Origin of the sequence: Burkholderia sp. 572 (genome assembly GCF_040545135.1) — a bacterium.
Taxonomy (GTDB): domain Bacteria; phylum Pseudomonadota; class Gammaproteobacteria; order Burkholderiales; family Burkholderiaceae; genus Burkholderia; species Burkholderia cepacia.
In genome coordinates, this window is record NZ_JBEPLH010000001.1 from 123,859 (window position 1) to 150,043 (window position 26,185).

At 66.5% G+C, this 26,185-nt stretch carries 25 protein-coding genes; 14 read left to right on the forward strand and 11 right to left on the reverse strand.

Annotated features, from left to right (window positions below; translation table 11 throughout):
- Nucleotides 1-186: 186 nt before the first annotated feature.
- From ABIC51_RS00530 to ABIC51_RS00545, 4 genes are all read right to left on the reverse strand, one after another.
- Nucleotides 187-654, reverse strand: coding sequence for a cupin domain-containing protein (locus ABIC51_RS00530; protein ID WP_027789984.1), 468 nt, complete (start codon nucleotides 652-654; stop codon nucleotides 187-189).
- Between the two features lie 240 nt (nucleotides 655-894).
- Nucleotides 895-2,247 (reverse strand): pyridoxal phosphate-dependent decarboxylase family protein, encoded by a 1,353-nt coding sequence (locus tag ABIC51_RS00535; protein ID WP_027789985.1) that lies wholly within the window; start codon nucleotides 2,245-2,247, stop codon nucleotides 895-897.
- 25 nt (nucleotides 2,248-2,272) lie between these two features.
- Complete coding sequence (locus tag ABIC51_RS00540) at nucleotides 2,273-2,572, reverse strand: ArsR/SmtB family transcription factor (RefSeq protein WP_021160594.1); 300 nt, start codon at nucleotides 2,570-2,572, stop codon at nucleotides 2,273-2,275.
- Between the two features lie 174 nt (nucleotides 2,573-2,746).
- The gene (locus ABIC51_RS00545) at nucleotides 2,747-3,634 is read right to left on the reverse strand and encodes a LysR family transcriptional regulator (RefSeq protein WP_027789986.1); all 888 of its coding nucleotides are present in this window, start codon (nucleotides 3,632-3,634) and stop codon (nucleotides 2,747-2,749) included.
- Nucleotides 3,635-3,766: 132 nt separating this feature from the next.
- On the opposite strand from ABIC51_RS00545, the gene ABIC51_RS00550 reads away from it, so the two are divergent.
- Nucleotides 3,767-4,804 (forward strand): aldo/keto reductase, encoded by a 1,038-nt coding sequence (locus ABIC51_RS00550; protein ID WP_146254635.1) that lies wholly within the window; start codon nucleotides 3,767-3,769, stop codon nucleotides 4,802-4,804.
- Nucleotides 4,805-4,838: 34 nt separating this feature from the next.
- On the opposite strand, the gene ABIC51_RS00555 is transcribed toward ABIC51_RS00550, so the two are convergent.
- The gene (locus ABIC51_RS00555; protein ID WP_226128236.1) at nucleotides 4,839-6,641 is read right to left on the reverse strand and encodes an ABC transporter ATP-binding protein; all 1,803 of its coding nucleotides are present in this window, start codon (nucleotides 6,639-6,641) and stop codon (nucleotides 4,839-4,841) included.
- Between the two features lie 60 nt (nucleotides 6,642-6,701).
- On the opposite strand from ABIC51_RS00555, the gene ABIC51_RS00560 reads away from it, so the two are divergent.
- From ABIC51_RS00560 to ABIC51_RS00580, 5 genes are all read left to right on the forward strand, one after another.
- On the forward strand, nucleotides 6,702-7,004 hold the full coding sequence (locus ABIC51_RS00560; RefSeq protein WP_048021417.1) for an ArsR/SmtB family transcription factor: 303 nt from the start codon (nucleotides 6,702-6,704) through the stop codon (nucleotides 7,002-7,004).
- 61 nt (nucleotides 7,005-7,065) lie between these two features.
- Complete coding sequence (locus ABIC51_RS00565; protein WP_060373311.1) at nucleotides 7,066-8,061, forward strand: zinc-dependent alcohol dehydrogenase family protein; 996 nt, start codon at nucleotides 7,066-7,068, stop codon at nucleotides 8,059-8,061.
- Between the two features lie 154 nt (nucleotides 8,062-8,215).
- Nucleotides 8,216-8,692, forward strand: coding sequence for a GNAT family N-acetyltransferase (locus ABIC51_RS00570; protein WP_119336488.1), 477 nt, complete (start codon nucleotides 8,216-8,218; stop codon nucleotides 8,690-8,692).
- 305 nt (nucleotides 8,693-8,997) lie between these two features.
- Nucleotides 8,998-9,261 carry a helix-turn-helix domain-containing protein gene (locus ABIC51_RS00575; protein ID WP_042975682.1) on the forward strand — a complete coding sequence of 88 codons (264 nt, stop codon included), beginning with the start codon at nucleotides 8,998-9,000 and terminating at the stop codon, nucleotides 9,259-9,261.
- Between the two features lie 2 nt (nucleotides 9,262-9,263).
- On the forward strand, nucleotides 9,264-10,607 hold the full coding sequence (locus ABIC51_RS00580) for a type II toxin-antitoxin system HipA family toxin (RefSeq protein WP_124546306.1): 1,344 nt from the start codon (nucleotides 9,264-9,266) through the stop codon (nucleotides 10,605-10,607).
- Nucleotides 10,608-10,649: 42 nt separating this feature from the next.
- Here ABIC51_RS00580 and ABIC51_RS00585 read toward each other — a convergent pair whose 3' ends face one another.
- Nucleotides 10,650-11,375, reverse strand: coding sequence for a class I SAM-dependent methyltransferase (locus ABIC51_RS00585; protein ID WP_175860591.1), 726 nt, complete (start codon nucleotides 11,373-11,375; stop codon nucleotides 10,650-10,652).
- 193 nt (nucleotides 11,376-11,568) lie between these two features.
- On the opposite strand from ABIC51_RS00585, the gene ABIC51_RS00590 reads away from it, so the two are divergent.
- The 5 genes from ABIC51_RS00590 to ABIC51_RS00610 all read left to right on the forward strand — a co-directional run bounded on the left by ABIC51_RS00590 (nucleotide 11,569) and on the right by ABIC51_RS00610 (nucleotide 16,151).
- Complete coding sequence (locus ABIC51_RS00590; RefSeq protein ID WP_175898619.1) at nucleotides 11,569-12,576, forward strand: hypothetical protein; 1,008 nt, start codon at nucleotides 11,569-11,571, stop codon at nucleotides 12,574-12,576.
- 258 nt (nucleotides 12,577-12,834) lie between these two features.
- Nucleotides 12,835-13,422, forward strand: a complete 588-nt coding sequence (locus ABIC51_RS00595; protein ID WP_060358836.1) for a DUF4410 domain-containing protein — start codon at nucleotides 12,835-12,837, stop codon at nucleotides 13,420-13,422.
- Nucleotides 13,423-14,167: 745 nt separating this feature from the next.
- Nucleotides 14,168-14,977: a TlpA family protein disulfide reductase gene (locus ABIC51_RS00600; RefSeq protein WP_124919113.1), complete on the forward strand. Its 810-nt coding sequence runs from the start codon at nucleotides 14,168-14,170 to the stop codon at nucleotides 14,975-14,977.
- A 575-nt stretch (nucleotides 14,978-15,552) separates the two neighbouring features.
- The gene (locus tag ABIC51_RS00605; protein ID WP_226128238.1) at nucleotides 15,553-15,834 is read left to right on the forward strand and encodes a SymE family type I addiction module toxin; all 282 of its coding nucleotides are present in this window, start codon (nucleotides 15,553-15,555) and stop codon (nucleotides 15,832-15,834) included.
- The gene (locus ABIC51_RS00610; RefSeq protein ID WP_027789997.1) at nucleotides 15,831-16,151 is read left to right on the forward strand and encodes a helix-turn-helix domain-containing protein; all 321 of its coding nucleotides are present in this window, start codon (nucleotides 15,831-15,833) and stop codon (nucleotides 16,149-16,151) included. Before ABIC51_RS00605 ends, ABIC51_RS00610 begins: the two co-directional genes overlap by 4 nt.
- An 80-nt stretch (nucleotides 16,152-16,231) precedes the next feature.
- Here the strand turns inward: ABIC51_RS00610 and ABIC51_RS00615 are convergent, their stop codons facing one another.
- The 4 genes from ABIC51_RS00615 to ABIC51_RS00630 all read right to left on the reverse strand — a co-directional run bounded on the left by ABIC51_RS00615 (nucleotide 16,232) and on the right by ABIC51_RS00630 (nucleotide 21,181).
- Nucleotides 16,232-16,636, reverse strand: a complete 405-nt coding sequence (locus tag ABIC51_RS00615; RefSeq protein ID WP_021160608.1) for a hypothetical protein — start codon at nucleotides 16,634-16,636, stop codon at nucleotides 16,232-16,234.
- Nucleotides 16,637-16,896: 260 nt separating this feature from the next.
- On the reverse strand, nucleotides 16,897-18,498 hold the full coding sequence (locus ABIC51_RS00620; protein WP_175898616.1) for a DHA2 family efflux MFS transporter permease subunit: 1,602 nt from the start codon (nucleotides 18,496-18,498) through the stop codon (nucleotides 16,897-16,899).
- Nucleotides 18,495-19,613 carry an HlyD family secretion protein gene (locus ABIC51_RS00625; protein ID WP_175756675.1) on the reverse strand — a complete coding sequence of 373 codons (1,119 nt, stop codon included), beginning with the start codon at nucleotides 19,611-19,613 and terminating at the stop codon, nucleotides 18,495-18,497. Before ABIC51_RS00625 ends, ABIC51_RS00620 begins: the two co-directional genes overlap by 4 nt.
- Before the next feature lie 47 nt (nucleotides 19,614-19,660).
- Entirely contained in the window at nucleotides 19,661-21,181 is a 1,521-nt protein-coding gene (locus ABIC51_RS00630; RefSeq protein ID WP_354006300.1) for an efflux transporter outer membrane subunit, read from the reverse strand.
- Between the two features lie 98 nt (nucleotides 21,182-21,279).
- On the opposite strand from ABIC51_RS00630, the gene ABIC51_RS00635 reads away from it, so the two are divergent.
- Entirely contained in the window at nucleotides 21,280-22,053 is a 774-nt protein-coding gene (locus ABIC51_RS00635; RefSeq protein ID WP_060206101.1) for an AraC family transcriptional regulator, read from the forward strand.
- A gap of 102 nt (nucleotides 22,054-22,155) precedes the next feature.
- Nucleotides 22,156-23,223, forward strand: a complete 1,068-nt coding sequence (locus ABIC51_RS00640; protein WP_226128241.1) for a LysR family transcriptional regulator — start codon at nucleotides 22,156-22,158, stop codon at nucleotides 23,221-23,223.
- Here the strand turns inward: ABIC51_RS00640 and leuA are convergent.
- Nucleotides 23,141-24,850: a 2-isopropylmalate synthase gene (gene leuA / locus ABIC51_RS00645; RefSeq protein ID WP_034196100.1), complete on the reverse strand. Its 1,710-nt coding sequence runs from the start codon at nucleotides 24,848-24,850 to the stop codon at nucleotides 23,141-23,143. The two genes, ABIC51_RS00640 and leuA, sit on opposite strands and share 83 nt — an antisense overlap.
- Nucleotides 24,851-25,795: 945 nt before the next feature.
- On the opposite strand from leuA, the gene ABIC51_RS00650 reads away from it, so the two are divergent.
- A complete protein-coding gene (locus ABIC51_RS00650) occupies nucleotides 25,796-26,185 on the forward strand; it encodes a fucose-binding lectin II (protein ID WP_027790003.1) in 390 nt (129 codons plus the stop codon).

Sequence of the window (26,185 nt, forward strand, 5' to 3'; positions counted from 1 at the left end):
CCCGAAAAAGACACGCCGGCAGGTCGAAATGCCGGCACCCGGGAATGGACAATGCGCACAAGCGTGCCCAAATAAACGTGGTTTCTCTACCCCGTATTTTTACGAATTTTTATTTTGTTTATCTAAACAAGAGGTAATTAATTCGGTTTTTTATACGGAATTCGACATTGCGAATGCGATCGGCAATCAGGGCTGTTTCGGCAGCTCGACGTAGTCTTCAAGCTCGCCGGCGATATAAAGCCGCTTGCCGATACGCGGGTATTCGCAGACATCGTGTTCGAGCCGCTGCCCGCCGACGAGCAGCTCCAGCGGTGCATCGCCGGTGTTCTGCACCGTATGCGCTTCACCGCCGCGCGGAAAGCCGATGAAATCACCGGGCCCGATTTCACTGACGCGTTCGCCGATCGTGACCGAGCCCGTGCCGGACAGCACGTAGACGAATTCTTCTTCGTACAGGTGACGGTGATACTCGGCCGATTCGTGACCGGGCATCAGCGTGAGCAGGTGGATACCGAATTGCGTCAGGCCGGTCAGGTCGCTGAGTTGTCGTTTGAGCCGGACGGCATTGGGATTCAGCGAGTGCACCGCGCGCGTCGGTTCCATCTTCGCGATATCGGCGGCCTTCAGCAGTTCCCGGGGAAAGGGAGTCGACATGGGGATCTCGCAAGCGTGAATGCATCGGTTGAACGCTGCGCCGGCGCGGCGCGCGCAGCGGCTATTGTCCGACATTTTCACGCTGGCAGCCGTGGCATCCGCACCGCCGTCGCACGCGGCTCACACGCCCCCGTTCGTCGCGCGAGCGCGTCGATGCGAATGGTGCGTGCCGCGCTGCACGTCATCGAATGCACGAAGCTTGCGCCCGCCGACGTGACGGGCGCGGACGCCGCGCGACGCTCAGCGCACGTGCACGCCGCGCAACGCCGTCAGCAACGCGACGAGCCGATCGATGTGCGCATCTTCCGTGCGCCACGACGACACGCTGATCCGGAACGCCGGCCGCCCCTGCCACACGGTCGCGCCGAACCACACGTCGCCCGATGCCTGTGCGGCTTCGAGGATCGCCGCGGTTTCGTCATCGGTGCCGGCGCGCACGAGCACCTGGTTCAGCACGACGCGGTTCAGCACCTCGTAGCCGGCCGCACGCAGGCCGTCCGCAACCCGCGCCGCCTGCGCGCAATGCCGCTCGACCATCGTCGCCACGCCGGCGCGGCCGAGCGCACGCAACGCAGCCCACACGGGAATGCCGCGCGCGCGCCGCGAGAATTCGAGGTTCAGGTTCTTCTGCGCATCCTGCGCGCCGCTCAGGTAGACGGCATCGCTGTTCATCGCGGTGGCGAGCGCCGCCGCGTCGCGGCAGATCACCATCGCGCCGTCGTACGGCGTGTTGAGCCACTTGTGGCCGTCGGTCGTCCAGCTGTCCGCGCCGTCGATGCCGTCCGTCAGCGCGCGCTTCGACGATGCGCGTGCCCACAGGCCGAACGCGCCGTCCACGTGCACCCATGCGCCGGCCGCCTTCGCGGGCGGAATCAGCGCCGCGAACGGATCGAATTCGCCGGTGTTCACTTCGCCGGCCTGCACGCAGAGGATCGTCATGTCGTCGAGCGGCGGCAACTGGGCGGGGTCGATGCGGCCGTGCGCATCGACCGGCGCGACGACGATGCGCTTCATCCCGAAGCCGAGCACGCGCAGCGCCTTCTTCACCGTGATGTGCGCGAGCGCGGAAATCACGACCTTCACTTCGGGCGCGCCGATCAGCCCGTCCTCGTCGATATCCCAGCCCTTGCGCGCGAGCAGCGCGCGCCGCGCGGCCACCAGCGCGACGAGCGTGCAGGCTGTCGCGCTCGTACCGAACCCGACCGCGCTGCCTTCGGGCAACGCGAGCGCATCGACGACCCAGCGCGCGGCCTGGCGTTCGATCGTCGCCGCGACCGGCGAATTCGCGTACGACGACGCGCACTGGTCCCACGCGAGCATCAGTCGCTCTGCCGCGGCAGCAGCTGGAAGCGCCGCGCCGATCACGAAGCCGAAGTAGTTCGGGCCGTTCGACGCGACCGTCGCGGGGGTGCCGTGCTCGTCGAGCAGGCGCAGCACGTCGTCGGCCGGGCGGCCCGCGTCGGGCAGCGGCTCGTCGAAGGCGGCGAGGCCGGCCAGCGCGGCCGCGTCGGGAAACGCGCGTCGCTCGCCGGTTGCGGCCAGATACGCGTGCGCGCGCCGGTCGGCGTCGGCCAGCAGTGCAAGTTCGTCCATGTCGGTTGCCTCGGGGGAAATGGAATCAGAGTTGCGAAAGATCTTGGCCGAGCTGCTGCAGCGCGCCGTCGATCCGCTTGTAGTACGTGAACTTGCCGACGCGGGTCGCCCGCACGAGCCCGGCATCCGCGAGGATGCGCATGTGGCGCGTGGTCGTGGCCGGCGCGATGCCGAGCTTCTCGGTGATGTACGTGCAGCACACGCCGAGCTCGTCGAAGTCGCCGTGCGGCTGCGGCGGGAAATGCTTGCGCGGCTGCTTGAGCCAGCGCATCACGGCCAGACGGCTTTCGTTGGCCAGGGCGCTGATGCGGGTAACGTCGTCCATGGGATGCGGTTTCGTTTGACGTTTCGAATATTAGCTAAATGACAAAATGTGGGCAATTGGTTTGAAGGACGATTGCTGCTGGCGATGTGGTGTGCACGGGCGTTGCATCGACACGCGACGCAAAAGCAGCGGGATCGCTGCCTCAACGTTTCGCGACAGCCCGTGTAATCTGCGTCACGCCGCCGTCAGTGCCTGCGCCAGCCGGTCGATCAGCGCACGCACGCGCGTCGGCTGCGCGGCACGGCCCGGATACACGATCTGCAAGTCGACGTCGCCCGGCGAGAAGTCGCGCAGGATCTCGACGAGCGCGCCGGACGCCAGATCCTGCTCGACGTCGACCAGCGACTTCAGCGCGACGCCATGCCCCGCGATGCACCACGCCCGCACGAGCGCGCCGTCGTTGGCCACACGCCGGCCGCGTACCATCACGCGCTTCGGTTCGCCGTCGATGCTGAACGGCCATTCGGCATACAAGTCCGGCCCGAAACGCATCACGAGGCAGTCGTGAGAAACGAGATCGTCCGGATGCGTTGGCGTGCCGTGCGCGGCGAGATACGCAGGCGACGCACAGACCACGCGCCGCGCGCGGCCGAGCGAGCGGCTGCGCAGCGAACTGTCCGCGAGCGTGCCGCGGCGAATCGCGAAATCGAGCCCCTGCCCGACGAGATCGACGTAACCGTCGCCGAGATGCAGGTCGACCGTCACACCTGGATGCTCGGCCAGGAACGCATCGACAACGGGCACCACACGCTCGCGCCCGAGATCGGCCGGTGCGCTCAGCCGCACGGGCCCCGACAGCGTCTGCACGCCCAGCCGCACGCGGCTTTCGAGTTCGTCGGCTTCGGCCAGCAGGCGCCGCGCGCCGTCGACGAGCGTGCGGCCCTCGTCGGTCAGGCTGATCGCGCGCGTCGTGCGCGTGAGCAGCGCCGCGCCGTAGTGACGCTCGAGCGCCGTCAGTCGCTCGGACACCGTGGCCGGCGACAGCCCGACCTCGCGGCCCGCCGCAGCCAGCCCGCCCTTCTCCACGATGCGCAGGAACAGCGCGAGATTGTCGAGCAGCATTGTTCGCTCCTTCCGAAGGATATTTTCGAAGCCTGCCCGATTATCCGAAATGTCCGCAAGCGATACAGTGCGGCAACGCTCGATGTCACCGCCGTCCGCCCCAGCGCTTCGATCATCCACAGGAAACCCGCCATGGAATACCGCACCCTCGGCCGCTCCGGCCTCAAGGTTCCCGTCCTGAGCTTCGGCGCCGGCACATTCGGCGGCACCGGCCCGCTGTTCAGCGCATGGGGCAACACGGGCGTCGACGAAGCGCGCCGCCTGATCGACATCTGCCTCGAAGCCGGGGTGAACCTGTTCGACACGGCCGACGTGTATTCGGACGGTGAATCCGAGCGCGTGCTCGGCGCCGCGATCAAGGGGCGTCGCGACCGCGTGCTGATCTCGACGAAGACGGGCCTGCCGACCGGCGACGGCCCGAACGACGCGGGCACGTCGCGCGCGCGACTGGTCCGTGCGGTCGACCACGCGCTGCGCCGCCTCGACACCGACTACATCGACCTGCTGCAACTTCATGCGTTCGACGCGGGCACGCCGGTCGAGGAAGTGATGTCGACGCTCGACGATCTCGTGCGCGCGGGCAAGCTGCGCTACATCGGCGTGTCGAACTTCGCGGGGTGGCAGATCATGAAGTCGCTGGCGGTGGCGGATCGGCACGGCTGGTCGCGTTACGTCGCGAACCAGGTCTACTACTCGCTCGTCGGCCGCGACTACGAGTGGGACCTGATGCCGCTCGGCGCCGACCAGGGCCTCGGCGCACTCGTGTGGAGCCCGCTCGGCTGGGGCCGGCTCACCGGCAAGATCCAGCGCAACGCGCCGCTGCCCGAAGGCAGCCGCCTGCATGAAACGGCGAGCTACGGGCCGCCGGTCGACGAAGCGCGACTGTACGACGTGGTCGATGTGCTCGACGCGATCGCGGAGGAAACCGGCAAGACGGTGCCGCAGATCGCGCTGAACTGGCTGCTGCAACGGCCGACCGTGTCGTCGGTGATCATCGGCGCGCGCAACGAGGAACAGTTGCGCCAGAACCTCGGCGCGGCAGGCTGGGCGCTGACCGATGCGCAGGTCGCGAAGCTCGATGCGGCGAGTGCCGTCGAAGCGCCTTATCCGTACTTCCCGTATCGCCGGCAGGCGGCGTTCGCGCGGTTGAACCCGCCGATGCGCGGGTAAGGGACGGTAGCGGCGACGCGGTTGCGTGCCTGTGTCAGGCCGGCACGCCTGCCCGGCCGAGCCGCACGACCTTGTCGGCCGCGCCGATGACCGAGCGCCGGTGGGTGATCGCGATCACCGTGACATCGCGCGCGAGCAGTCGTACGTGTTCCATGATGTCGCGCTCCGTCGCTTCATCCAGCGCGGAACTCGCCTCGTCGAGAAACAGTACGGTCGGGTTGCCGTACAGCGCCCGGGCGATCGCGATGCGCTGGCGCTCGCCGCCGGACAGCTTCAGCCCGCGCTCGCCCACCGTCGTGCGGAAGCCGTCCGACAGGCCGTCGATGAACGTCAGGATCGCGGCCCTCGCAGCGGCTTCCCGCAAACGCCGAGCATCGTGCGGCCGGCCGAGCAGAATGTTGTCCTCCAGGCTTTCGTTCAGCAGCACTACGTCCTGCGGCACGACGGCGACCGCACCGTACCAGTCGGCGCGGTCGATGTCCGCGAGATCGACGCCGTCGACGAGAATGCGCCCGCCGGTCGGTTCGATCGACTTCAGCGCCAGCTTGAAGATCGTCGATTTCCCCGCCCCCGTTTCGCCGACGATGAACGTGACGGCCCCGCGCTCGGCGACGAAATCGACATCGGTCACGCCGCGCCCATTGCCGTACGCGTAGCCGACATGATCGAACACCACGCGCCCTTCGCGCGGCACGAACGCCGATGCGTGCGACACCTGCCGCTCCTCGGGTGCCGTCCAGAGCTCCGCGAACGGCACGAGGGCCGCGCGGGAGCGCGCACTCTCGTCGATCGAGCGCGCGAGCATTTCGAACGGCAGGTTCAGTTGCAACAGCAACGTGTTGAACAGCACGATGTCGCCGATCGACAGCGCACCGGCTTCATGGCGCGGCAGCAGCAACCAGAACGTCACCGAGAACTGGACCGCGAGGCAGAGACCCAGCAGCGCGAGATAGCCGACGTGCTGCAGCACGTATGCGCGCCAGCTGTCGCGCTCGACGCGCGCTTTCTCGGAGAAACGTTCGCTCATCCACCGATGGCTGCCGAAATGCCGAAGCGTCTCCATCGCATTGATCGCGCCGCCGACGAAACGCGCATTCTCCTGCCCGGCCTCGATGGCGCGGTCGAGAAACGCGCGCGAGCGCCGCGCGGCAACGATCGCGATCGTCACTGCGACCGCGCCGTAGGCGGCCGTGATGGCCACGACCTCGAAATTGATCAGCGCGCCGAGCGTGGCGAGCGTCAGCACGATCTGAAGCGTGCCGGGGATCAGATCCATCAGCGCGAGTTGCACGAGCACCGACAGTGCGCGGCTGCCGCGTTCGTTCGCACTCTGGATTTCGGCCGGATTGTGTTCGACGAAGAAGGCCGTGGTCTTCTTCAGGATGCGTTCGAAGAAGCGCGTGCCGGTGATGAATCCGAGATTCTTGGAACTCGTGAAGGACAGGTACTGCACCACGCGTTGCAGCGCGCTGGACAGGCCCAGCAACACCGCATAGAGCACAAAGCCCGGGATCAGCGCATGGAGCACGCCGCGATGCGACAGCGCGTCGATCAGGCGCGAGAACAGATAGGGCGCGGCGACGGCGCTCGCACTCGACAGCACGACGACCGCCGCGACCGTCAGCAGCATCCAGCGATCGGCCTTCCAGTAGGCTCGCAGCACCTCGACAATCGGATTCGGCGCGTGGTGTTCGTTCATGACGCGAAAAACCGGGGGCGACCCGGATGGCGACAGACGGCCGAAAAGTCTAACAGACCGAAAGCAAAGACACGGCGGCGTTCGGGCGGCACGACGGCAGCAACGCGGGGCCTTCGAAGACCGGTTAGCCCTGGACACTACCAAACGGCGGATGCCCCTCACATTGACATATCGGTAAATCTCGATATACTCCGCGCCATGGAATTGCTCGACATTTTCAAGGCCCTCTCGAACCGGACTCGTCTCGAGATCCTGCAAGGCTTGAAGGATCCCGTGAAAAACTTCCCTCCGCAGGACGAAGGGGACGTGCTCACGGTGGGCGTTTGCGTCAGCAGCATTCAGGAGGGTGTCGGGCTGTCGCAGTCGACGGTGTCCGATTATCTTGCCACGCTGCAACGCGCCGGCCTGGTCGAGGTCAGGCGCATCGGCCAGTGGACCTACTACAAGCGCAACGAAGCAGCCATCAGTGCGCTTGCCAAGGCCATTGGCAAAGAGCTGTAATTTTTTGCCGCATCATATCGATAATTCCCGATATCCCTTTTTATCGAAACAAGGAGTTCCAATGAAAGCGCTCATGCTCAAATCATTTGGCGGCCCGGAATCGTTCGAACTGCGTGACGTACCCAAGCCCGTGCCGCACGCGGGACAAGTTCTGGTCCGCGTCCATGCGACGTCCATCAACCCGCTGGACTATCAGGTCCGGCGTGGCGACTATCCCGACCTGGTGCCGCTGCCGGCCATTACCGGGCATGACGTCTCCGGCGTGGTCGAAGCAGTCGGGCCGGGTGTGACGGCCTTCTCTCCGGGAGACGAAGTCTGGTACACCCCGCAAATCTTCGACGGGCCGGGCAGTTATGCCGAGTACCACGTTGCCGCGGAAAACATCGTCGGGAAGAAGCCGCCGTCACTGAGCCATCTCGAAGCGGCAAGCCTGACCCTGGTCGGCGGGACGGCATGGGAAGCACTGGTCGTGCGTGCGGCGCTGCGCGTGGGGGAAAGCATTCTGGTACACGGTGGCGCGGGAGGCGTCGGCCATGTGGCGATCCAGCTCGCCAAAGCCATCGGCGCGAGGGTGTTCACGACCGTGCGCGCAGCCAACGTCGAATTCGCCCGAAGTCTGGGGGCCGATGAGGTCATCGACTACGAAAAGGACGATTACGTCGACGCCGTCATGCGGACCACGGGCGGCCGCGGAGTCGACGTCGTGTTCGACACCATCGGCGGCAACACCTTGTCGCGCAGCCCCGACGCGCTCGCACAGCTTGGCCGCGTCGTCACGATCGTGGACATCGCACAGCCGCAAAACGTCATTCAGGCCTGGGGCAAGAACGCGAGCTATCACTTCGTTTTCACGAGGCAAAACCGCGGCAAGCTGGATGAGTTGAGCGCGTTGGTTGCGCGCGGACAGTTGCGGCCACACGTCGGCGCCGTCTATTCCCTTGCCGATATTCCGCTCGCCCATGCCCGGCTGGAAAGTCCCCGCCACGGTGTTCGAGGAAAGATCGCGATCGCGGTCGAGCCGTCGACTCATCTCGACCGTGTTTCTTCGTCTTCATGAGCCTGTTGCGTGGATGCTCGACCGTTGGCCGTGGCACCATGAAATGTAGTCGTCATGGGCCTACCGATGGTGCCGCGAACGTCCTATCGTAGAGACCTGCGACGCGCCGGCCGGATCGGACGCGCGCGCCCTTCTCATCGAAAGGTCCGCCAACATGAACGCCAACGAAACAGGACTGACCGTACGCGCGGTCGCTGAAAACGACTACGACCAGTGGCTGCCGCTATGGGACGGCTATAACCGCTTCTACGGCCGCTTCGACGATACGGCCCTGCCGATGCGCATCACGCAGCTCACGTGGTCGCGCTTCTTCGACGGCTACGAGCCCGTCCATGCTTTCGTCGCGGAGCGCGACGGCAAGCTCGTCGGGCTCGTGCATTTCCTGTATCACCGCAGCACGACGCACGCCGGGCCGGTCTGCTACCTGCAGGATCTGTTCACGCTCGACAGCGAGCGCGGCAAGGGCGTCGGCCGCGCGCTCATCGAAGCCGTGTACGACACCGCGCGTGCGCATCGCGCCGAACGCGTGTCCTGGCAAACACACGAATCGAACCACACGGCGATGCGGCTCTACGACACCGTCGCGGAAAAGCCGGGAGCCGTGCTCTACCGGAAGGAGTTGTTGCGCTGAGTACGCGCGGCCGGGCGCTCATCTGCCACCTTGCCCCGCGAAGACGACGGCATGTGCGCCCCTTTCTTCAACGCGCTGAATGCAGGAACACCAACCAGCGTCAGCCCCTGGATAAGCCCGCCCGATTGAATGCCACGATCGATCACAGTCGCGGTTACCTCGGCAGCTTGGTAGCCCTCGAGACACAAAATCTCCGGTTACATCCATTTTTGTATCCCTGAGGCTACAATCCTTGTATGCCATTTTGTAGCAGGAGGGCTACAATTAAAGCCGGTTTGGCGCTTTCTGATGCCTTGGGGCTACAAATGACAACATTGGCCGATGTGGGAGAAATGCTGAGGGATGCCCGCCACGCGGCGGGACTTTCTCAGAGTGAGCTGGCTGAGCACGCCGGTGTCGCACGCACGACGCTCGCACGCATGGAGACACTTGCACGAGGCGACATGAGCGTATCTGCGCTCGTCCGCCTCCTTGAGGCCGCCGGCTACGACCTGCGCGTCGTGAAGCGCGGACACGGGCGCACGCTCGATGACGTGCTGGCCGAACAGCGCACGATGGGAGATACGTGACCATGCGCCTCCACGTGTATGTCAAAGGCAAACTCGTTGCTCACCTCTACCGCCAAGCGGACGACTATGCGTTGCGCTACACCGCAGACGCCCTCGACGCCGACTTTGCCAGCCTGACCATGCCCGTTCGCGAAGATGCCTGGGTCTGGCCTCGCGATCTGCATCCCTTCTTCCGGCAGAACCTGCCCGAAGGGTTTCTCTTTCAAGTGATTCGCGAAGAGTTCGGCCCTTATCTCGACGGAACCGACCTCTCGCTCCTGGCCATCATCGGCGGCTCCGGTATCGGCCGGGTAACAGTCACACCCGAAGGCGGCACCCCTGGCGGCGAGCTCGACCCGCTCGACCTGAAGAGCCTGCTGCACGAAGACATCACGACCGCCCGCTTTGCGGAACTCGTGCGGTATTACGCTCGCGCCGCCATTTCAGGCGCCGTACCCAAATTCCTTGCGCCTGAACTCCGGTCAGGCCAGGCACCCGTAGGCAAGCAAACGCTACGCACGAGCCGGCACATCGTCAAGGGATCCGACGAGCAAACGCCCTATCTCGGTTTCAACGAGCATTACTCGATGCAGGTGCTGGCAAGACTCGGGGTCGCACGAGTAGCGAAGACCACGATGTCGGACGACGGCCGTGTGCTCGTCGTCGACCGGTTCGACATCGACGAACAAGGCAAACCAGCCCTTGGCCTCGAAGACGCTTGCAGCCTGCTTGGCCTGCCTCCGCATGAGAAGTACCGCCCGTCGACCGAACAGGTCCTCAACGCAACGAAGCCCTACATCGGCCCCGCCAATTGGCGACGAGAGGCCGAGCAACTCGGCTGGCAACTCATCACCAACTACGTCGTGCGCAACGCGGACTGTCACGCGAAGAACATCGCACTCATCTACTCGAACATCGACGACGTCATCTACACACCCGCCTATGACATCGTCACCACGGAGGCTTATCCGCGCTTTGCAAACAACCCGCCAGGGCTGAGCATCGAAGGTCGAAAAACGTGGGCTCCGGGGAAAACGCTGGAGCGCTTTTTCAACACGCGCCTCGGCATCCCGCCAAGGCAATACCGCGAAATGGTCGAAGCGCTGTGCGACTCCGCCGTATCGACAGGGAAAGATATCGTCGAAGCAGCAAAAAACGAGACGCGGTGGCGGTGGATCGCCAAACAGATGCTGCATGCATGGAACGAAGGGATGGGATCGCTTCGCAGCACCAAACCGCAGGTCGCACTCAAAGCGCTCACGCCAATCATCGAGGCCGCCGGTTTCTCGGATGCCGACAAGGCCGACAACACGAGAGAGGTCATTGGTCGCTCGGAATTGCTGGCCAATCACGGCAGGGACAACTGACACCCGCCCAGTTCAGTCCACCGACACACGTCCGGGTCGCGCTCACCCCACCGGCCGCGCCTTGATCCACAGAAACAGCGGCACGCGCGCCCACTGCTTCAGTTGATCCGTATCGGCGTGGTCGGGCGGCGGCTCGCGCAGCGACACGATCGCGAACCCGGCCGCTTCCAGTGCGTCCATATACGCCTGCAGCGGCAGCGACCAGCCCGCGAAATGCATCGACAGCCCGTCGCGCGTTTCCACGCCGTCGAAGTGCTCGCGCCCGAAATAGCTGCCCTTCAGCACGAACGGCGCATCGGGTTGCGGCCCCGCGAAGCCGCCGCGATCGCGGAACGGATGCACGAGCGAGATGAACAGCAGCCCGCCCGGCTTCAGCACGCGGCGCGCCTCGTTCAGCGCGCGCTGCATGTCGTCGAGATCCATCAGCACGTTGTACGCCATCACGAGATCAAAGCTGGCCGCGTCGAACGGCAGCGACGCCGCGTCGGCCAGCTCGTAGCGATGCGCGGAATCCGCATGACGGGCGGCGTCGAGCATCGCGGGCACCACGTCGGTCGCGGTCACGTCGTAGCCGAGCGCCTTCAGTTCGCGGCTCACGCGGCCTTCGCCGCAGCCGATCTCCAGTGCGCGGCCGGTGTCGCGGCCGATATAGGACGCGAGCCCCGCGCGGTATTTCCAGAACGCATCGTGCCCGGGCTTGCCGGCCCAGCCGATCCATTGGTCGGCGACCTGTGTCCAGTGTTCGGTGATGGCTTTCGTGTCGGTCATGCGCGCTCCCGCCCGGTGTGCGTCGTTGGCTCAGGATGCGCATGGTAAGCCGATGCGGCGGAACGCGCGACCAGGCTGTGCCGCGCGGCCGGTTTCCGTTTCCGGCGGCGACGTTCTACAGTGACATAAAACAATCCGCGCCGCCGCGCGTCGCCCCCGCCCGGCGATACGCACCCGATTCCGAGGACATCCCATGCCGAGCATCCTGGCCGCGCCCGCCAATCTCCCCCCGAGCCCCGTCGCGGCAGAAACGCGCATGGTGCACGACGTCGCGACGCTGAAGCCGTCCGACTACCGTTCGGCGGACGGCATGTCGTGGGTCATCTCCACCATCACGCCGGCCGCGGACAGCGGATCGAACGTGACCGGCACGACGTACTTCGACACCGCGAAAGGCAGGACCGTCCCGGTGCCCGACGCGCGGCGTCGATACGCGAATCGCGGCACGTGGCAGGTCGTCGCGAGCTCGAGCCCTGCCGTGCCCGCCACCGGCCGCTACGACTGGCTGACGCTCGCCTGGCTGCCGATCAACCGGTGGCCGCTGCCGCAAACGCCCGAACACCTGTATTCGCCGTTCATTCGCGGCGGCACGATCGTGTATCGATGGAATCCGGCGGCGGAAGGCGGCGAGCAGTTCGGCAACGTGCGGATGATCTTTCCGGAATGGACGCAGCAGGTGGCCGATGCGTTGCGGTCTGCGCCGGCAGCGATGCCGGACGGCGCCAGCACGTCGGCCGCACCGTCGGCGCTCGATCGCCTGACAGCGGACACGAACCCGATGACCGCCGTGCTCGACTTCGGCGACGCACTGCGCGACGAACCGGTCGAGCGCATCGTCGCGCGGCTGCCGGCGCTGCTGCGTGTGAAGGATCTGCACGAACTGTCGGCGATCGTGTTCCTGTGCCTGTCCGGATCACGCGCCGAAGACCGGCCGCGCCTCGCCGAAGCGATCAACGGATCGATCGCGTCGACCGACGACAGCGCACGCCTGCTCGCGATTGCATATGGCGCGTTCGCGGCCGGCCGGGCACGGCCCCATCCGTTCAACGATGCAGGGCAGGCCGCGCGTATCAACGACGTGTTCGGCGCGTTGAAGCGGCGGACCGCGGCGCTCGACGTGCCGGTCGCGGAAGGGTCGCCGTGGTACGAGTTCTTCACGGCATATCGGCTCGGCGGGGCGGCGCCGGGTAACAACCCGTGACGACAGGCACATAGCCGGTGCTGCCACGGCGGAAGCCAGCCTCCCGCTTGCGCGTGGAACCGGTCGCTCCGGCGAGCCGCGCGCCGTCATCGGCCGTCACGTGAGCGGCGCAAGTCTGCATCGGCGCCGAAGGCCGCGACGAATCCGGATCAAATGGATTGTTCGATCTATTCGACCATTTGAACCGGATCGCCCTGTGCTAGATTCCCGCCCGGCCATAGAGCCATCTCAAATAACCCGAACTAAAAAGACCAAATCATGAAATCTGTATTCCGTCATGCCGCTCTGGCATTGGTGACGATCGGCTTCCTGTCGGGCTGCGCCAGCAGCGTGACACGCGACGCCAGCGATCCGGCGGGGGCCGCCGTGACCGCATCGACGATGAAATTCGGCACAAAACCCGTGGTCGTGAAGGTCACGCTCGACAATACCGCGCAGGAAGCGTTGAAAGACAACCTGAAGTTCGACGCGAAGAAGCTGCAGGAAAAAATCGAAAGCGCACTGGACGCACGCAAGCTGCTGGCAAAAGCGGATTCGACCGATGCAATGCACCTGAACGTCGAAGTCAACGGCATTCGCGTGCGCTCGAGCTTCTCGGCCGTCATGTTCGGCTTCATGGCGGGCAACGATCACGTCGACGGCACCGTGACGCTGCTCGACGCCGACAATCATCAGATCGACCGCTTCAAGGTATCGGCTTCGTACGCGCTCGGCGGCATCGCCGGCGGCATGGACGATACGCGCATGAACTGGTTGTACGAGAAGTTCACCGAGCAGACGCTGACGACGCTCGAACCGGCGGCCGGCGCGCAACAGGCGAACGCCACGCAGACGAAGACGCAGTAATGCCCGACGCCCGGCCGGCCGCGAATACGCGGCCGGCCGGGCGGCAGCGGTCGCGCTCATCCGCCGGCGACGATGCGGATGTCGCACGCAACGATCGTCGCCGACCGGGGCCTTGCAGCCTGCTCGCCAGTCACCGGGCATACCCCGCCGCTCACCGCGCGCCCGCGCGCGGCATGACAGCATCGCCGAATTCCTAAATTCGGTCGCAAGCCTCGCTTGCACAAATGCTCAGCCATCAGTCGGCCGATCAGCAACGACGGTTCATATGTGTTGCTTCATCGGAACCCTGTGCCTGCCACCAACCTGGCGCCACGCCGCGCGCGAGTGACTGCCCGGTGCCCGTATCCGGCGACGATCCCGTTCCATCGAATCGGCCGGCATGAATCGGATCGCGGCCGAGCCCATCCACCGCCACAACGCATTCACGATTGCATGTGAAACGACGGGAATGCAGCCGCTCGGGGGAACCGACCGTCAAGCAGAGATCCCTTTCGAGACACCGACGGACACCACGCCGGACCGGCGACCGCATTGTCGACGAGCGATTCGCAACCGATCATCAGACCAGCCTGAACGACCGCGCACCGACCGAACAATGACGGCATCCCGAATATGCGCACGCCACGCCGGGAACCCGCACGCATCGGGCCATGTCGAATCGCATCACGACCGTTGACCGCATCGCCTTCATCGGCCGATCATCGTCCTCCTGCCCCCGCTCGATCAAGTCGCCCCTTTCCTGCTCATGTTAAGCATCGGTCCCTTCTCGATCCGCGTCGTCGCGGTGGCCGTCGCCGCGCTGCTCGCGTGGCTCGTCGCCCGTTTCATCCAGCGCCGCCCGCCGGACGGCCAGCACAAGACCGCATCGAGCCTGATCCTCGATACCTTGCTGCTCGGGCTGATCGCCGCGCGCATCGGCTACGTCGCGCAGTGGTGGCACGAGTACGCCGCCGCGCCGCGCTCGATCGTCGCGCTCGGCGACGGCGGCTTCGACTGGCGCATCGGCCTCGCGGCCGGAATCGTGTTCGCGGGCTGGCGCCTGCGCCGCCTGCCCGCGCTGCGTCGCCCGGTGATGGCCGGCATGCTCGCGGGCCTCGCCGCGTGGGGCATCGCGCAGGGCACGCTCGCAACGTTGCAGCACGGCGCGCCGCCGCTTGCCGCGTTGCGGCTCGAAGCGCTCGACGCCACGCCGGTGCCTGCGCAACGCTTCGCGGGCAAGCCGGTCGTCGTGAACCTGTGGGCCACGTGGTGCCCGCCGTGCCAGCGCGAAATGCCGATCCTCGCGCAAGCGCAGCAGGATCATCCGGGGATGACGGTGCTGATGGTCAACCAGGGCGAAGATGCGCAAGCGGTGCGCGCGTTCCTCGAACAGAAAGGGCTGCGGTTCGATCACGTGCTGCTCGATCGCACTCTGCACGCGATGCAGGCCTACGGTTCGCGCGGGCTGCCGACGACGCTCTTCTTCGATGCGAAAGGCAATCTCGTCGAATCGCACATGGGCGAGATCACCGCCGCGCGGCTGAAGGACGCCGTGGCGGACCGCTTCGGCCAGTAACGCGCGTCGGCCGAAAGGCCGCGGCATCGCTGCGTCACATCCGCGCCCCGACCGCGGCGAGCGCGCGCCGGCAGATGGACGCGCTGCACGCATGATGCGCGGCCGCCGTTGCGGAAAGCACGGCGGCGTTCCCGCGCAAGTTCGGGCGGCCCTGCACGACGCCCATGACATCCTCGTGCGACGTGTGGCGGCGAATCGGAGCATTCGACCGACACGCTTTCTGACATATCGTCAATAAAGTGACGACGCGGCCCGCCGGCGCAATCGCCGGGGAATCGTTTCGCAGCAAGCCTGCAAGACATCGGGGCGTCCGTCAGTGCAGACGAAGACGCTCCGGACCGACACCTGATGCCGGCCGATCTCGGCTAGAGTGATTGCACGTTTCCGCCTGGAATGCCATTTCATTTCGCCATGCCAACCATGTGACGGGATGCCGATCGAAATCCACTGCGTAAACGAGCGCGGCCCGCGCGTGCACTACCACGCGCGGGCCGCTGACCACAACCCACTCAGTACAGGAGTCAGTCATGGCTGACGGGAATCATAACGCACCGGTTCGCTTTCACGATTGTTCCATGTCCGCTCGCACGTCTTTTCAGACTCGCCGCATCGTTCCACATCTGAGGCTCGCCGACACGGCACCGCCGGCCCTCCATCTGTGGATGAAGCTGTCCGGCCGCTGGATCGACGCAGCGGGTTTCGAACCCGGGCAGCGCCTGCGGATCGAGGTGATGCACAAGCGGCTGGTGGTCACGCCGATCGAAGAAGCGCCCGGCGACGATATCGGCCAGGATGCCGATCGCTCGACAGGCCAGCCGCGGCCGACGTTCTCGGTGATCACGGGAGGCGCGCAATGAATCGCAACGACTCGCGACAACGTGCCGGCACCTTGCCGGCCGACTTCGGCCTCGATGACGCGGGCGCACTGTCGGCCAAATCCGCGCTCGTCCTGAAGATCAACGCACTGACCGTCTCGCGCGGCCTGAGCGAAGACGAGGCTGCGGCGCTCGCGGAGATGGCCCGGCCGGTCGTCACGCCCGAGCAACGCGAAAGACTCCGGAACGTCTCGCTGGAACTGCTGATGCAGACGCTGGCGTCGCTGGGCCAGCAGGTGGAAATCGTGGTGCGGCCTGCGGGCCCACCGCATTCGGCAGGCATCACGGTTTCAGTCTGACAGTCGGCAAAAGGAACGAAGGGGGCGTAGCGGCCGCGCCCCGGCCGCTACGCGTTCCGACGATGCGCCGGACCTGACGGTCAGGGGCGCGACAACACCATCACACGACCCGACACGCGCTGCAGCTTCAGCCAGCCCGTGTCGGCCGTAAATTGAAGCTGCTGCAGCGGAAAATCGAACTCCGCGCGCTGCGCGGCGCTGATCACCGCATCGGCGATCCAGCGGATCAGTTCCTTGCCTTCGTCGGTCGTCTGGTGGCCGTTCTGGACACCATAGAAATAGCGGTTCCCGGCGTTGACCTCGTTCTGAACCTGCATCCAGTGCCCCGGCAGGCCCCGCTGCGTCCTGAACAGGTCGGCCACCCGCTGCGTCGTCAGTCCGCGCGCCCACAATGCGCCGTTCACGGCGGGGCGCGCCAGGTTGTGGCGATCGGCTTCCTGGGCTTGCTCCTTGATGTCGCCTTTCAGGGAATCGGGTTTCGTCATGACGCTTTCCTCGCGATGGGCCCGACAAAGGGCCGGTTGAATGGACAAGGACCACGGAGAGGAGGGGCCTGAAGCGCGGATCTGCGCGACCCTGGCGTCCGTGGCCACCACGAACGACAGGCCGGCGACATGCGCCGGCCTGGCTCACGATATCGGCCGCAGGCCGGTCGTCCCGCCTGCGCCGGGTGAACGATACGCCCATTGCAGGAATTCTTCGCCTGTCAGGTATGTCAGGCTTCGATATCGGGCGTCCGTCCCCATCACGCTGTCCTTTTCCCCTTCAACAGGAACGCCGCCGCCGTACATCCCGCCATCGCAACACCCGCGATCAGGAACGTATCGCTGTACGCCATCAACAGCGCCTCACGCATCACGCGCTGGTTCACGAGCGCGAGCGCCAGCTCGTGCACGCCGCCGGTCGCCGAACCCGGCAACGCATCGGCACGCGGCACATGCACGCGCGACAGCAGCCGCACCAGCATCGCCATGCGTTCCTGAAACGCTTCCGAGAACGGCGTCACGGCCTCGCCGATCCGCATCGCATGCAGCTTCTGCCGCTCGACGACGATCTGGCTCGCCACCGCGATGCCGATCGCACCGCCGACATTGCGCACCATGTTGAACACGCCGGACGCCGAACCGAGCTGCGCCTTCTCGATCCCGTCGACGGCCATCACCGACAGCGCGATCACGACGAGCGACTGCCCGATCCCGCGCACGACGAGCGACGGCACGATCACGTTCGACGCGGCGTCGGCGGTCAGGTGGATGTTCATCAGGCAGCCGGCCGCGACGAGCGCGAAGCCGAGCACGATCGTCGCGCGCGGGCTCGTGCGGCGCATCAGCGGCGGCGTCAGGAACGACATCACGAACTGCACGAGCCCGTACGGGATCATCGCGAGGCCGATGTCGCGCGCGCTGTAGCCGTGCAGCTCGGCGAAGTAGTTCGGCACGAGGAACACGACGCCGAACACCACCGCGCCGAACAGGAACTGCATCAGGCTCGCGATCCCGAAGTTGTAGCGGCCGAGCAGCCGCAGGTTGATGAACGGCGCCTCGCGCCGCAGCTCGATCGCGACGAACGCGACGAGCCCGGCCACCGCGACGATCGACAGCTCGACGATCAGGTCGGACGCGAACCAGTCCTTGCGCCCGCCCTCCTCCAGCACGATCTGCAGCGCGCTCAAGCCGATCGCCATCGTCGCGATCCCGAACCAGTCGGCCTGGCGCAGCTTCGACAACTGCACGGGCACCGGGCGGATCGCCCACGCGATCGCCGCGATCAGCGCGATCGCGGGCGGAATCTGCAGATAGAAGATCCAGCGCCACGAATACATGTCGGTGAGCCAGCCGCCGAGCGACGGCCCGGCCGCCTGCGCGACATTGTTCGCGACCGCGAACAGCGCCATCCCGAGCGGATGCTTCGACGGTGGCAGCTCGGTGACGATCAGCTGGAACGACAGCGGAATCAGCACGCCGCCGAACGCGCCCTGCAGCGCGCGCGCGACGATCATCGTCGAAATGGTCGGCGCGACCGAGCACGCGATCGAGAACGCGAGGAACCCCGTTGCGCCGACGAGCAGCACGCGGCGCGCGGAGAACACCTGCACGAGCCAGCCGGTGAGCGGAATCACGACGATCTCGGCAACGAGGTACGCGGTCGAGATCCACGAGCCTTCCTCGAAGCTCGCGCCCAGCGACCCGCGGATGTCGGGCAGCGACGCGTTCGTCACGTGCACGTTCATCCCCGCCATGAAGCAGCCGAACACGCCGCCGAGCACCGCGACCCACGCGCGCAGCGAGACGGTTTCGTCGTGCGCGGCCTGTGCGGCCTGCGCGGCCCGCGATGCCGCGGCCGTCACGATCCGGCTCCCGGTGCGCCGCGCGTATCGACGCGCGCGATCACCGACATGCCAGGCCTCAGCACGAGGCCCGGCGGCGGCGCATCGAGGCGGATCTTCACGGGTACGCGCTGCACGATCTTCGTGAAGTTGCCGGTCGCATTGTCGGGCGGCAGCAGCGCGAATTCGGCGCCCGAGCCCGGGGCGAGCCCGAGCACGCGGCCGTGCAGCGTGCGGCCCGAGTAGGTATCGACGTCGATCTCGACCGGCTGCCCGTCGCGCATCGCGCCGAGCTGCGTCTCCTTGAAGTTCGCGACGACGTACACGTCGCGCAGCGGCACGACCGCGAGCAACGGCATCCCGACCTCGACGTACTGACCCGCGCGCACCGCCCGCTGGCCGATCGTGCCGTCGCGGGTCGCGCGGATCACCGTGTGCTCGAGATCGAGTTGCGCCAGCGCGAGCTTCGCGCGGGACGCCGCGAGCCGCGCACGCGCCTGCTCGATCGCGGCCGCGCTTTGCGCACGGCGCCGGCGCAACACCGTCTGCTGGTCGTCCTGCGCGCGCACGGCCGCGCCGGCGCGCGCCAGTTCCGCGCGCGCCTTCAGCGCATCGGCGTGCGCCTGCTCCCAACGCTGCCCGCTGGCGGCCGATTCGGCGAGCAACTGCTTGTAGCGCGCCGCATCCGCGTCGCGTCGGGTCGCCTCGGCACGCGCGGCGGCCGCGTCGGCCTGCGCCTGCTCGATCACGCTGCGCTGCTGGCCGACCTGCGCGTCGAGCGTCGCGGCCGCGGCTTCCTCGGCCTGCAACGTCGCATCGGCGGCGGCAACGGCCGCCTGCGCGTCGTCGAGCTTCGCGCGATAGTCGCGATCGTCGAGCGTGACGAGCACGTCGCCGCGCTTCACGGGCTGGTTGTCGTCGACGGCCACGCGTGCGACATAACCGGCCACCCGCGGGCTGACGGTCACGATGTCGGCGCGCACGTAGGCATCGTCGGTATGCTCGATGAAGCGGCCGACCGTCCACCAGCGCCAGCCGAACCCGGCCAGCACGATGACGGTGATGAAGGCGCCGGCGGCGATCCAGTGGCGCCGCGCGAAACGGGCGGATTTCTCGGGTACGGCTGTGGTGCTCATGATCGGAATCGGAATGGTCGAGTGCGTGCGGATTCACGAACGGCCTGTCAGGGCCCGTTCACGTCAATAACGGGCTTGCGCTGGCCCTGACGCTGCCAGCCGCCCCCCAGTGCCTTGAAGACGGCAACCTGATCGAGCGCGACCTGCTGCGTCGACGCGGCCAGCGCCGCATCGACCGCGACGAGGCTGCGCTGCGCGTCGAGCACGCCGAGAAAATCCAGCGCGCCCGCGTCGTAGTTCAGTTCCGCGAGCCGGAAAGCGCGCGCGTGCTCGGCGCGCGCGGTTTCGAGCGCGGCCTTGTGGCGCCACTCGGCACCGTATCGCGCGAGCGCCTGTTCGGTTTCCTTCAGCGCGCGCAGCACCTGCGCGTCGAACGACGCGCGAGCGGCGGCATCGTCCGCGCGTGCCTGTGCGAGCTGCGCGCGGCTCGCCGCGAGATTCGGAAAGCGCCAGGTAATCAGCGGCCCGACGCCCCACGCGATCGCGTACTTGTCGCCGAGCGACGACGGATCGCCGGTCGTCGACAGCCAGTTCACCGACCCGCCGAGCACGATCGACGGATACAGCTCGGCCGTGGCGGCACCGATCCGCGCGTTCGACGCGGCGAGCCGGCGCTCGCTTTCGCGCAGGTCGGGCCGGCGCCGGAGCAGCGCGGCGCCATCGCCGACCGGAAACGTCCGCGCCAGTGCCGGCGTCGCATGGCAGCGCGCGGCCGCATCGGGAATCGCGCCGGGCGCGTGCCCGGTCAGCACCGCCAGCTCATACAACGCGGCGCGGCGCGCGCCAGTCAGCGCCGGCAGTTCGGCACGCGTATCGTCGGCGAACGCGCGCGACCGCGCGACTTCCAGATCGGACACGAGACCGTGCGTGCGCTGCCGTGCGGTCAGCGCGGCGAGGCGGTCGGCGATCGCGACCGAACGCTCGGCCACGTCGATCCGCTCGCCGTACGCGCACGCCTGCGCGTAGGCGGCTGTCGTCTCGGCGGCCACCGTGACGCGCATCGCATCCGATGCCGCCTGCACGGCCTCCGAATCGGCGCGCGCGGCATCGACGAGATGGCCGACACGCCCCCACAGATCGACTTCCCACGACAACGCGAACGACGGCGCGAATCCCCGGCGCGTACGTGCATCGGTGCCCTTCGCGCTCGCGACGATCTGGTCGGGCGCATGCTTGCCGTAGTCGACGCCGAAGCCGGCCGTCGTATCGGGCAATCGCGCGGCGCCCGCTTCGTCGAGCACGGCGCGCGCCCGCTCGACGCGCGCCGCGGCCACCGCGAAATCGCGGTTTTGCGCGAGCGCTTCGCGCACGAGTGCGTCCAGCGCCGGATCGTCGAACAGTTGCCACCAGCGATCGGGCAACGCGCCGCCCGGCGCGACGGGCGCATCCGCCGCGGCATCGAACGGCGCGCGATGTGCCGCATCGATCGACGGCGGGCGATACGGCTCGCCGACGGAGCATGCGCCCAGCATCGCCGCGCTCAGCAGCGTGGCGGCGATGCGCGGCGCGCAAGACGAGGCGGCAACGGGTAAATCGAAGGAAAGCGAAGCAAGGAAGGAGGCGCGCATCGTGCGGTAGCAGTCGAACAAACGATGGGCCTATGGTAATTTCGGCACATTCAGTCGATCTCGCGCGCAAAGCGCATTCGTCGTCGAGAAAAGGACAAGTGGACCCATTTTTCAGCGCGCTCGAGCGCAAGGACAAGCACAAGCAGATCGCGGTCGCCGTGTCCGACGCGGCGTCCGGCGTCCTGTATCCGCCGCATTCGCACCGGCACGGCCAGCTGATTCACGCGATTTCCGGCGTGATGCTCGTGCATGCGGATGCCGGCAGCTGGGTCGTGCCGACCGGGCGCGCGGTGTGGGTGCCGGCCGGCACGCAGCACGAGATCCGGATGGCCGGCGACGTGCAGATGCGCTCGGTGTTCGTCGCGCGCGAAGTGCGGCCGAGCCTGCCGGGCGAGTGCCGCGTGATCGAGGTCGGCACGTTGCTGCGCGAACTGATCGTGACCGCGTGCGAACTGCCGGCCGACTACGACCTTTCGCATCGCGCGGGACGCGTGCTCGCGCTGATCCTCGACGAAATCGAAATCGCGCCGCTGCTGTCGCTGCATGTGCCGATGCCGCGCCATCCGGCACTCGCCGCGCTGTGCACGCAGCTGATCAACGACCCGTCGGCGGCCGTCACGCTGCAGTCGTGGGCGCGCGATGCCCACATGAACGAGCGCACGCTCGCACGCACGTTCAAGCGCGAGACGGGCATGACGCACGGCGCATGGTGCCGCCACGCGCGATTGCTGCTGAGCCTGCCGCGCCTCGCGGCCGGCACGCCGATCCTCGAACTCGCGCTCGAGCACGGCTACGACAGCCCGAGCGCGTTCGCGGCAATGTTCCGCAAGGCGCTCGGCGTGCCGCCGAGCGAATACTTCCGGCGGCGATAAGCGGCGCTGTCCGTTTCGCGACGATCGAGCGCTGCCGCGCGTGCGCGGCGCAACGTGTGGCCCGCTACAGTGGCGGCATCGCACGACACTCGCGCTCCGCCGATGGATCTGATTCAACGCATGCAGGTTTTCGTCACGCTCGCCGACGCGGGAACCTTCACCGAAACCGGCAAGCGGCTCAACCTCACGACCGCGTATGTCAGCCGCGCGATCGCGTCGCTCGAAACGCATCTCGGCATCCGGCTGCTGAACCGCACGACGCGCTCGATGTGCCTGACCGAAGCCGGTGAACGCTATCTGGCCCGCGCACGCGACATCACGCTCGCAGTGGACGCGAGCGAACGCGAAGCGCGCGGCGCGCGGCTGCATCCGTACGGACGACTGCGCGCGCACTGCAGCGCCAGCATCGCGAACCGTTTCGTGATTCCGCTGGTCGCGCGCTTCCAGGCGCGTTATCCGGAAGTCAGCGTCGATTTGACGCTCGCACCGCACGTGCCCGACCTGATCCGCGGCAGCTACGACGTCGCCATCATCGCAATGCCGAACCTGCCGAACTCCGATCAGGTCGCGATCGATGTCGGGCGAATCAGCAGCGTGCTGTGCGCGGCACCCGCGTATGTCGCGCATCACGGCATGCCGGATACGCCGCGCGCGCTCGTGCGGCATCGCTGCCTGCAGCTGGTCGCACCGGCCTACCCGGCGGGTGAATGGGCACTGACGCGCGGTGCGGATGCGGAAACGGTCGCGTTCGAGCCGGCGATGACGGCCGACGTCGCGGCATCGCTCGCGATCGCGGTGCGGGAAGGGGCGGGAATCGGCCTGCTGCCGGAATTCGTCGCGGCGGACGATCTGCGTTCAGGCGCGCTGGTGCGCGTGCTGCCCGATTACCGGGCGGACGACGTGGGCGTGTTTCTGGTGTATCCGTCACGCCGGCACATCGACGCGAAGACGCGCGCGTGGGTGGATTTCATGAAGGTGGAACTGCGCGATGCGCTTGCCGGGCCGCGCAGCGGCCACCGGGACGGCCACCAAGGCGGCGGCGACGCGACCGCGCCGGACACCGCCGGCGCAGCCGCCACGACGCCGCTTACGCGACAGCCTTCACCGCGGAATGCGCGCCAAAAAACGTCGCCTGCACCGCTTCGTCCGCACGCGCATACGCGCGGTTGACACCGCTGATCACCGCGCGGATCGACGCGGTCGTCAGGTTCGCGTCGATGCCGACGCCGAACGCGCTGCCGCGCACGCCCGACCCGGCCAGCTCCGCGATCGCGATCGCCTTCGCATCGGCGCCTTGCGACAGCGCGCGCTCCTCGTAGTGCTGGATGCGCAGCGGCGTACGCAGCGCATGCATCAGCGCGTCGAGCGGGCCGTTGCCTTCACCGCGCAGCACGCGGCGCTCGCCGTGCACGTCGGCGGTCAGCACGATCGTCTCGCGGCCGTCGCGTTCGCTCAGCTCATGGCCGACATAACGCAGCGGCGCATCGCCTTCCACGTATTCCTGCTGAAACAGCGACCAGATCTGCGCGCTCGTCACCTCGAGCCCGCTGTCGTCGGTCAGGCGCTGCACGGCCGCGCTGAAGTCGACCTGCAGGCGGCGCGGCAGCGCGACGCCATAGCTCTGCTCGAGCAGGTACGCGATACCGCCCTTGCCCGACTGGCTGTTCACGCGAATGATCGAGTCGTACGTGCGGCCGACATCGCTCGGATCGATCGGCAGGTACGGCATTTCCCATACGGCGTCGGGTTTCTGTACCGCGAAGCCCTTCTTGATCGCGTCCTGATGCGAGCCGGAGAACGCGGTGAACACGAGATCGCCGACATACGGATGGCGCGGATGGATCGGCAACTGCGTGCATTCCTCGGACGTGCGTGCGACTTCGTTGATCTGCGAGAAATCGAGGCCCGGATCGACGCCCTGCGAGTAGAGGTTCAGCGCGAGCGTGACGAGATCGACGTTACCGGTTCGCTCGCCGTTGCCGAACAGGCAGCCCTCGATCCGGTCCGCGCCGGCCATCACCGCGAGCTCGGCCGCCGCGACCGCAGTGCCGCGGTCGTTGTGCGGATGCACGGACACGATCAGCGCATCGCGGCGCGCGAGGTTGCGGTGCATCCATTCGATCTGGTCCGCATAGAAGTTCGGCGTGCCGACTTCGACCGTGGCGGGCAGGTTCACGATCGCCTTGTGCTCCGGCGTCGGCTGCCAGACGTCGAACACGGCGTCGCAGACTTCCTTCGCGAAATCCAGCTCGGTCGCCGTGAAGGTTTCCGGGCTGTATTGCAGCGTGAAATGCGTGTCGGTCGCGGCGTCGGCGAAGCGCTTGATCGTGCGCGCCGCGTTCACCGCGAGTGCCTTCACGCCGTCGCGGTCGAGGCCGAACACGATCTTGCGGAATTCCGGCGCGGTCGCGTTGTACAGGTGAACAATCGCGCGCTTCGCGCCGCGCAGCGAGTCGAAGGTACGCTCGATCAGGTCGTCGCGGGCCTGCGTGAGCACCTCGATCGTCACGTCGTCGGGAATGTGGCCGCCTTCGATCAGTTCGCGCACGAAGTTGAAGTCGGTCTCCGACGCCGACGGAAACGCGACCTCGATCTCCTTGAAGCCGATCGCGACCAGCATCTTGAACATCCGCATCTTGCGCGCCGCGTCCATCGGCTCGAACAGCGACTGGTTGCCGTCGCGCAGGTCGGTGCTCATCCAGATCGGCGCTTGCGTGATCGTGCGCGTCGGCCACATGCGGTTCGGCAGGTTGACGGGCGTGAACGGTCGGTACTTCGTCGCGGGGTTCTTCAGCATCATGATGTTCGGTCCTCGGTCGGTTGGTCGGGAAACCGCGGCGCGATGGCCATCAGTCGTGGTGGCAGGCTGCGCGCACAGCGGTGAAAACGGTGGAAAGCGGCACAACGGCAAAGCGGTACGGCGAACGACAGCCTTGGCGGTTGAGCGACCGGGACGGAGCGGAACGATTCGGAAGAAAGACGAACTCAGGCGCCGGTCGACAACCGGGGCCAGGTCGGTGATGCGGGGGAAATCTGGCGCTTCAGGAAAGAAGCAGATGGAAAGCGCGCAGCCGCAGACCCAGCCCGGAGAAACGGGCTAGTAGTCGTAGCGAGAAGAGGGGCTGGGCGGCTTGCATGGCCGGAATCAAATCACAGGGTGACGGGGGCTGTCAACGGGCCGGGCGCAAATGACGCCGAATTTGATCGCTCAGAATCAGTCCTGTCCGATAGGCGTCGCGCAGCCCCGTCGATATGCTTCATGGGTGCGGCGCCGGTGGAGCCCTGTTCACGTTCGGAGTGAGTGGGTCAATCCACTTCGCCGGTTGCCGCACCCCATTTCCATCGCGATCGGGTTTCGGCGCGGGCGTTCGGTGGTGGCCGGTGGGCGCGGCCATGACCGAGATGCTGATGTTGAAACGAACGCTGCCATATGCGAACGCCGAACGTCCGCGCCCAAGCCCGATTGCTGTCGCCTCCCCTGCCTCCCCGCCGGCGTTATCGCGCATCGTTCAGAAAAGCGATATGGGCGCCGATATAGTTTCCCGAATATTTACAAATAGCACCAATTAAACACGTTTCATTAAATCGATTAACCTCGGTTTTCGATTTACTGAACAATAGCCATTCCCCGGCGAATATTTTCTGATTTATTTTTCGGCATGCTCGATGCGTCGCATTTCAAACGGCAAACGTTTGCGCGACACGGCTCCAAGCCTTACCCATCATTCCTCAGGAGGAGAGCATGGCCGATTCTCAAACGTCTTCCAATCGCGCCGGCGAGTTTTCGATTCCGCCGAATACCGATTTCCGCGCGATTTTCTTCGCGAATGCCGCCGAGCAGCAGCACATCAAGCTGTTCATCGGCGACAGCAAGGAACCCGCCGCGTATCACAAGCTGACGACGCGCGACGGCCCGCGTGAAGCGACGCTGAATTCCGGCAACGGCAAGATCCGCTTCGAAGTGTCGGTGAACGGCAAGCCGTCAGCCACCGACGCGCGCCTCGCGCCGATCAACGGCAAGAAATCGGACGGCTCGCCGTACACGGTCAACTTCGGGATCGTCGTGTCGGAAGACGGCCACGACAGCGACTACAACGACGGCATCGTCGTGCTCCAGTGGCCGATCGGCTGA

Coding starts and splice junctions, on each gene's coding strand:
- ABIC51_RS00530 (WP_027789984.1), bottom strand. CDS start 654: ATGTCGACTCCCTTTCCCCGGGAACTGCTGAAGGCCGCCGATATCGCG.
- ABIC51_RS00535 (WP_027789985.1), bottom strand. CDS start 2,247: ATGGACGAACTTGCACTGCTGGCCGACGCCGACCGGCGCGCGCACGCG.
- ABIC51_RS00540 (WP_021160594.1), bottom strand. CDS start 2,572: ATGGACGACGTTACCCGCATCAGCGCCCTGGCCAACGAAAGCCGTCTG.
- ABIC51_RS00545 (WP_027789986.1), bottom strand. CDS start 3,634: ATGCTGCTCGACAATCTCGCGCTGTTCCTGCGCATCGTGGAGAAGGGC.
- ABIC51_RS00550 (WP_146254635.1), top strand. CDS start 3,767: ATGGAATACCGCACCCTCGGCCGCTCCGGCCTCAAGGTTCCCGTCCTG.
- ABIC51_RS00560 (WP_048021417.1), top strand. CDS start 6,702: ATGGAATTGCTCGACATTTTCAAGGCCCTCTCGAACCGGACTCGTCTC.
- ABIC51_RS00565 (WP_060373311.1), top strand. CDS start 7,066: ATGAAAGCGCTCATGCTCAAATCATTTGGCGGCCCGGAATCGTTCGAA.
- ABIC51_RS00570 (WP_119336488.1), top strand. CDS start 8,216: ATGAACGCCAACGAAACAGGACTGACCGTACGCGCGGTCGCTGAAAAC.
- ABIC51_RS00575 (WP_042975682.1), top strand. CDS start 8,998: ATGACAACATTGGCCGATGTGGGAGAAATGCTGAGGGATGCCCGCCAC.
- ABIC51_RS00580 (WP_124546306.1), top strand. CDS start 9,264: ATGCGCCTCCACGTGTATGTCAAAGGCAAACTCGTTGCTCACCTCTAC.
- ABIC51_RS00585 (WP_175860591.1), bottom strand. CDS start 11,375: ATGACCGACACGAAAGCCATCACCGAACACTGGACACAGGTCGCCGAC.
- ABIC51_RS00590 (WP_175898619.1), top strand. CDS start 11,569: ATGCCGAGCATCCTGGCCGCGCCCGCCAATCTCCCCCCGAGCCCCGTC.
- ABIC51_RS00595 (WP_060358836.1), top strand. CDS start 12,835: ATGAAATCTGTATTCCGTCATGCCGCTCTGGCATTGGTGACGATCGGC.
- ABIC51_RS00600 (WP_124919113.1), top strand. CDS start 14,168: ATGTTAAGCATCGGTCCCTTCTCGATCCGCGTCGTCGCGGTGGCCGTC.
- ABIC51_RS00605 (WP_226128238.1), top strand. CDS start 15,553: ATGTCCGCTCGCACGTCTTTTCAGACTCGCCGCATCGTTCCACATCTG.
- ABIC51_RS00610 (WP_027789997.1), top strand. CDS start 15,831: ATGAATCGCAACGACTCGCGACAACGTGCCGGCACCTTGCCGGCCGAC.
- ABIC51_RS00615 (WP_021160608.1), bottom strand. CDS start 16,636: ATGACGAAACCCGATTCCCTGAAAGGCGACATCAAGGAGCAAGCCCAG.
- ABIC51_RS00625 (WP_175756675.1), bottom strand. CDS start 19,613: ATGAGCACCACAGCCGTACCCGAGAAATCCGCCCGTTTCGCGCGGCGC.
- ABIC51_RS00630 (WP_354006300.1), bottom strand. CDS start 21,181: ATGCGCGCCTCCTTCCTTGCTTCGCTTTCCTTCGATTTACCCGTTGCC.
- ABIC51_RS00640 (WP_226128241.1), top strand. CDS start 22,156: ATGGATCTGATTCAACGCATGCAGGTTTTCGTCACGCTCGCCGACGCG.
- leuA (WP_034196100.1), bottom strand. CDS start 24,850: ATGCTGAAGAACCCCGCGACGAAGTACCGACCGTTCACGCCCGTCAAC.
- ABIC51_RS00650 (WP_027790003.1), top strand. CDS start 25,796: ATGGCCGATTCTCAAACGTCTTCCAATCGCGCCGGCGAGTTTTCGATT.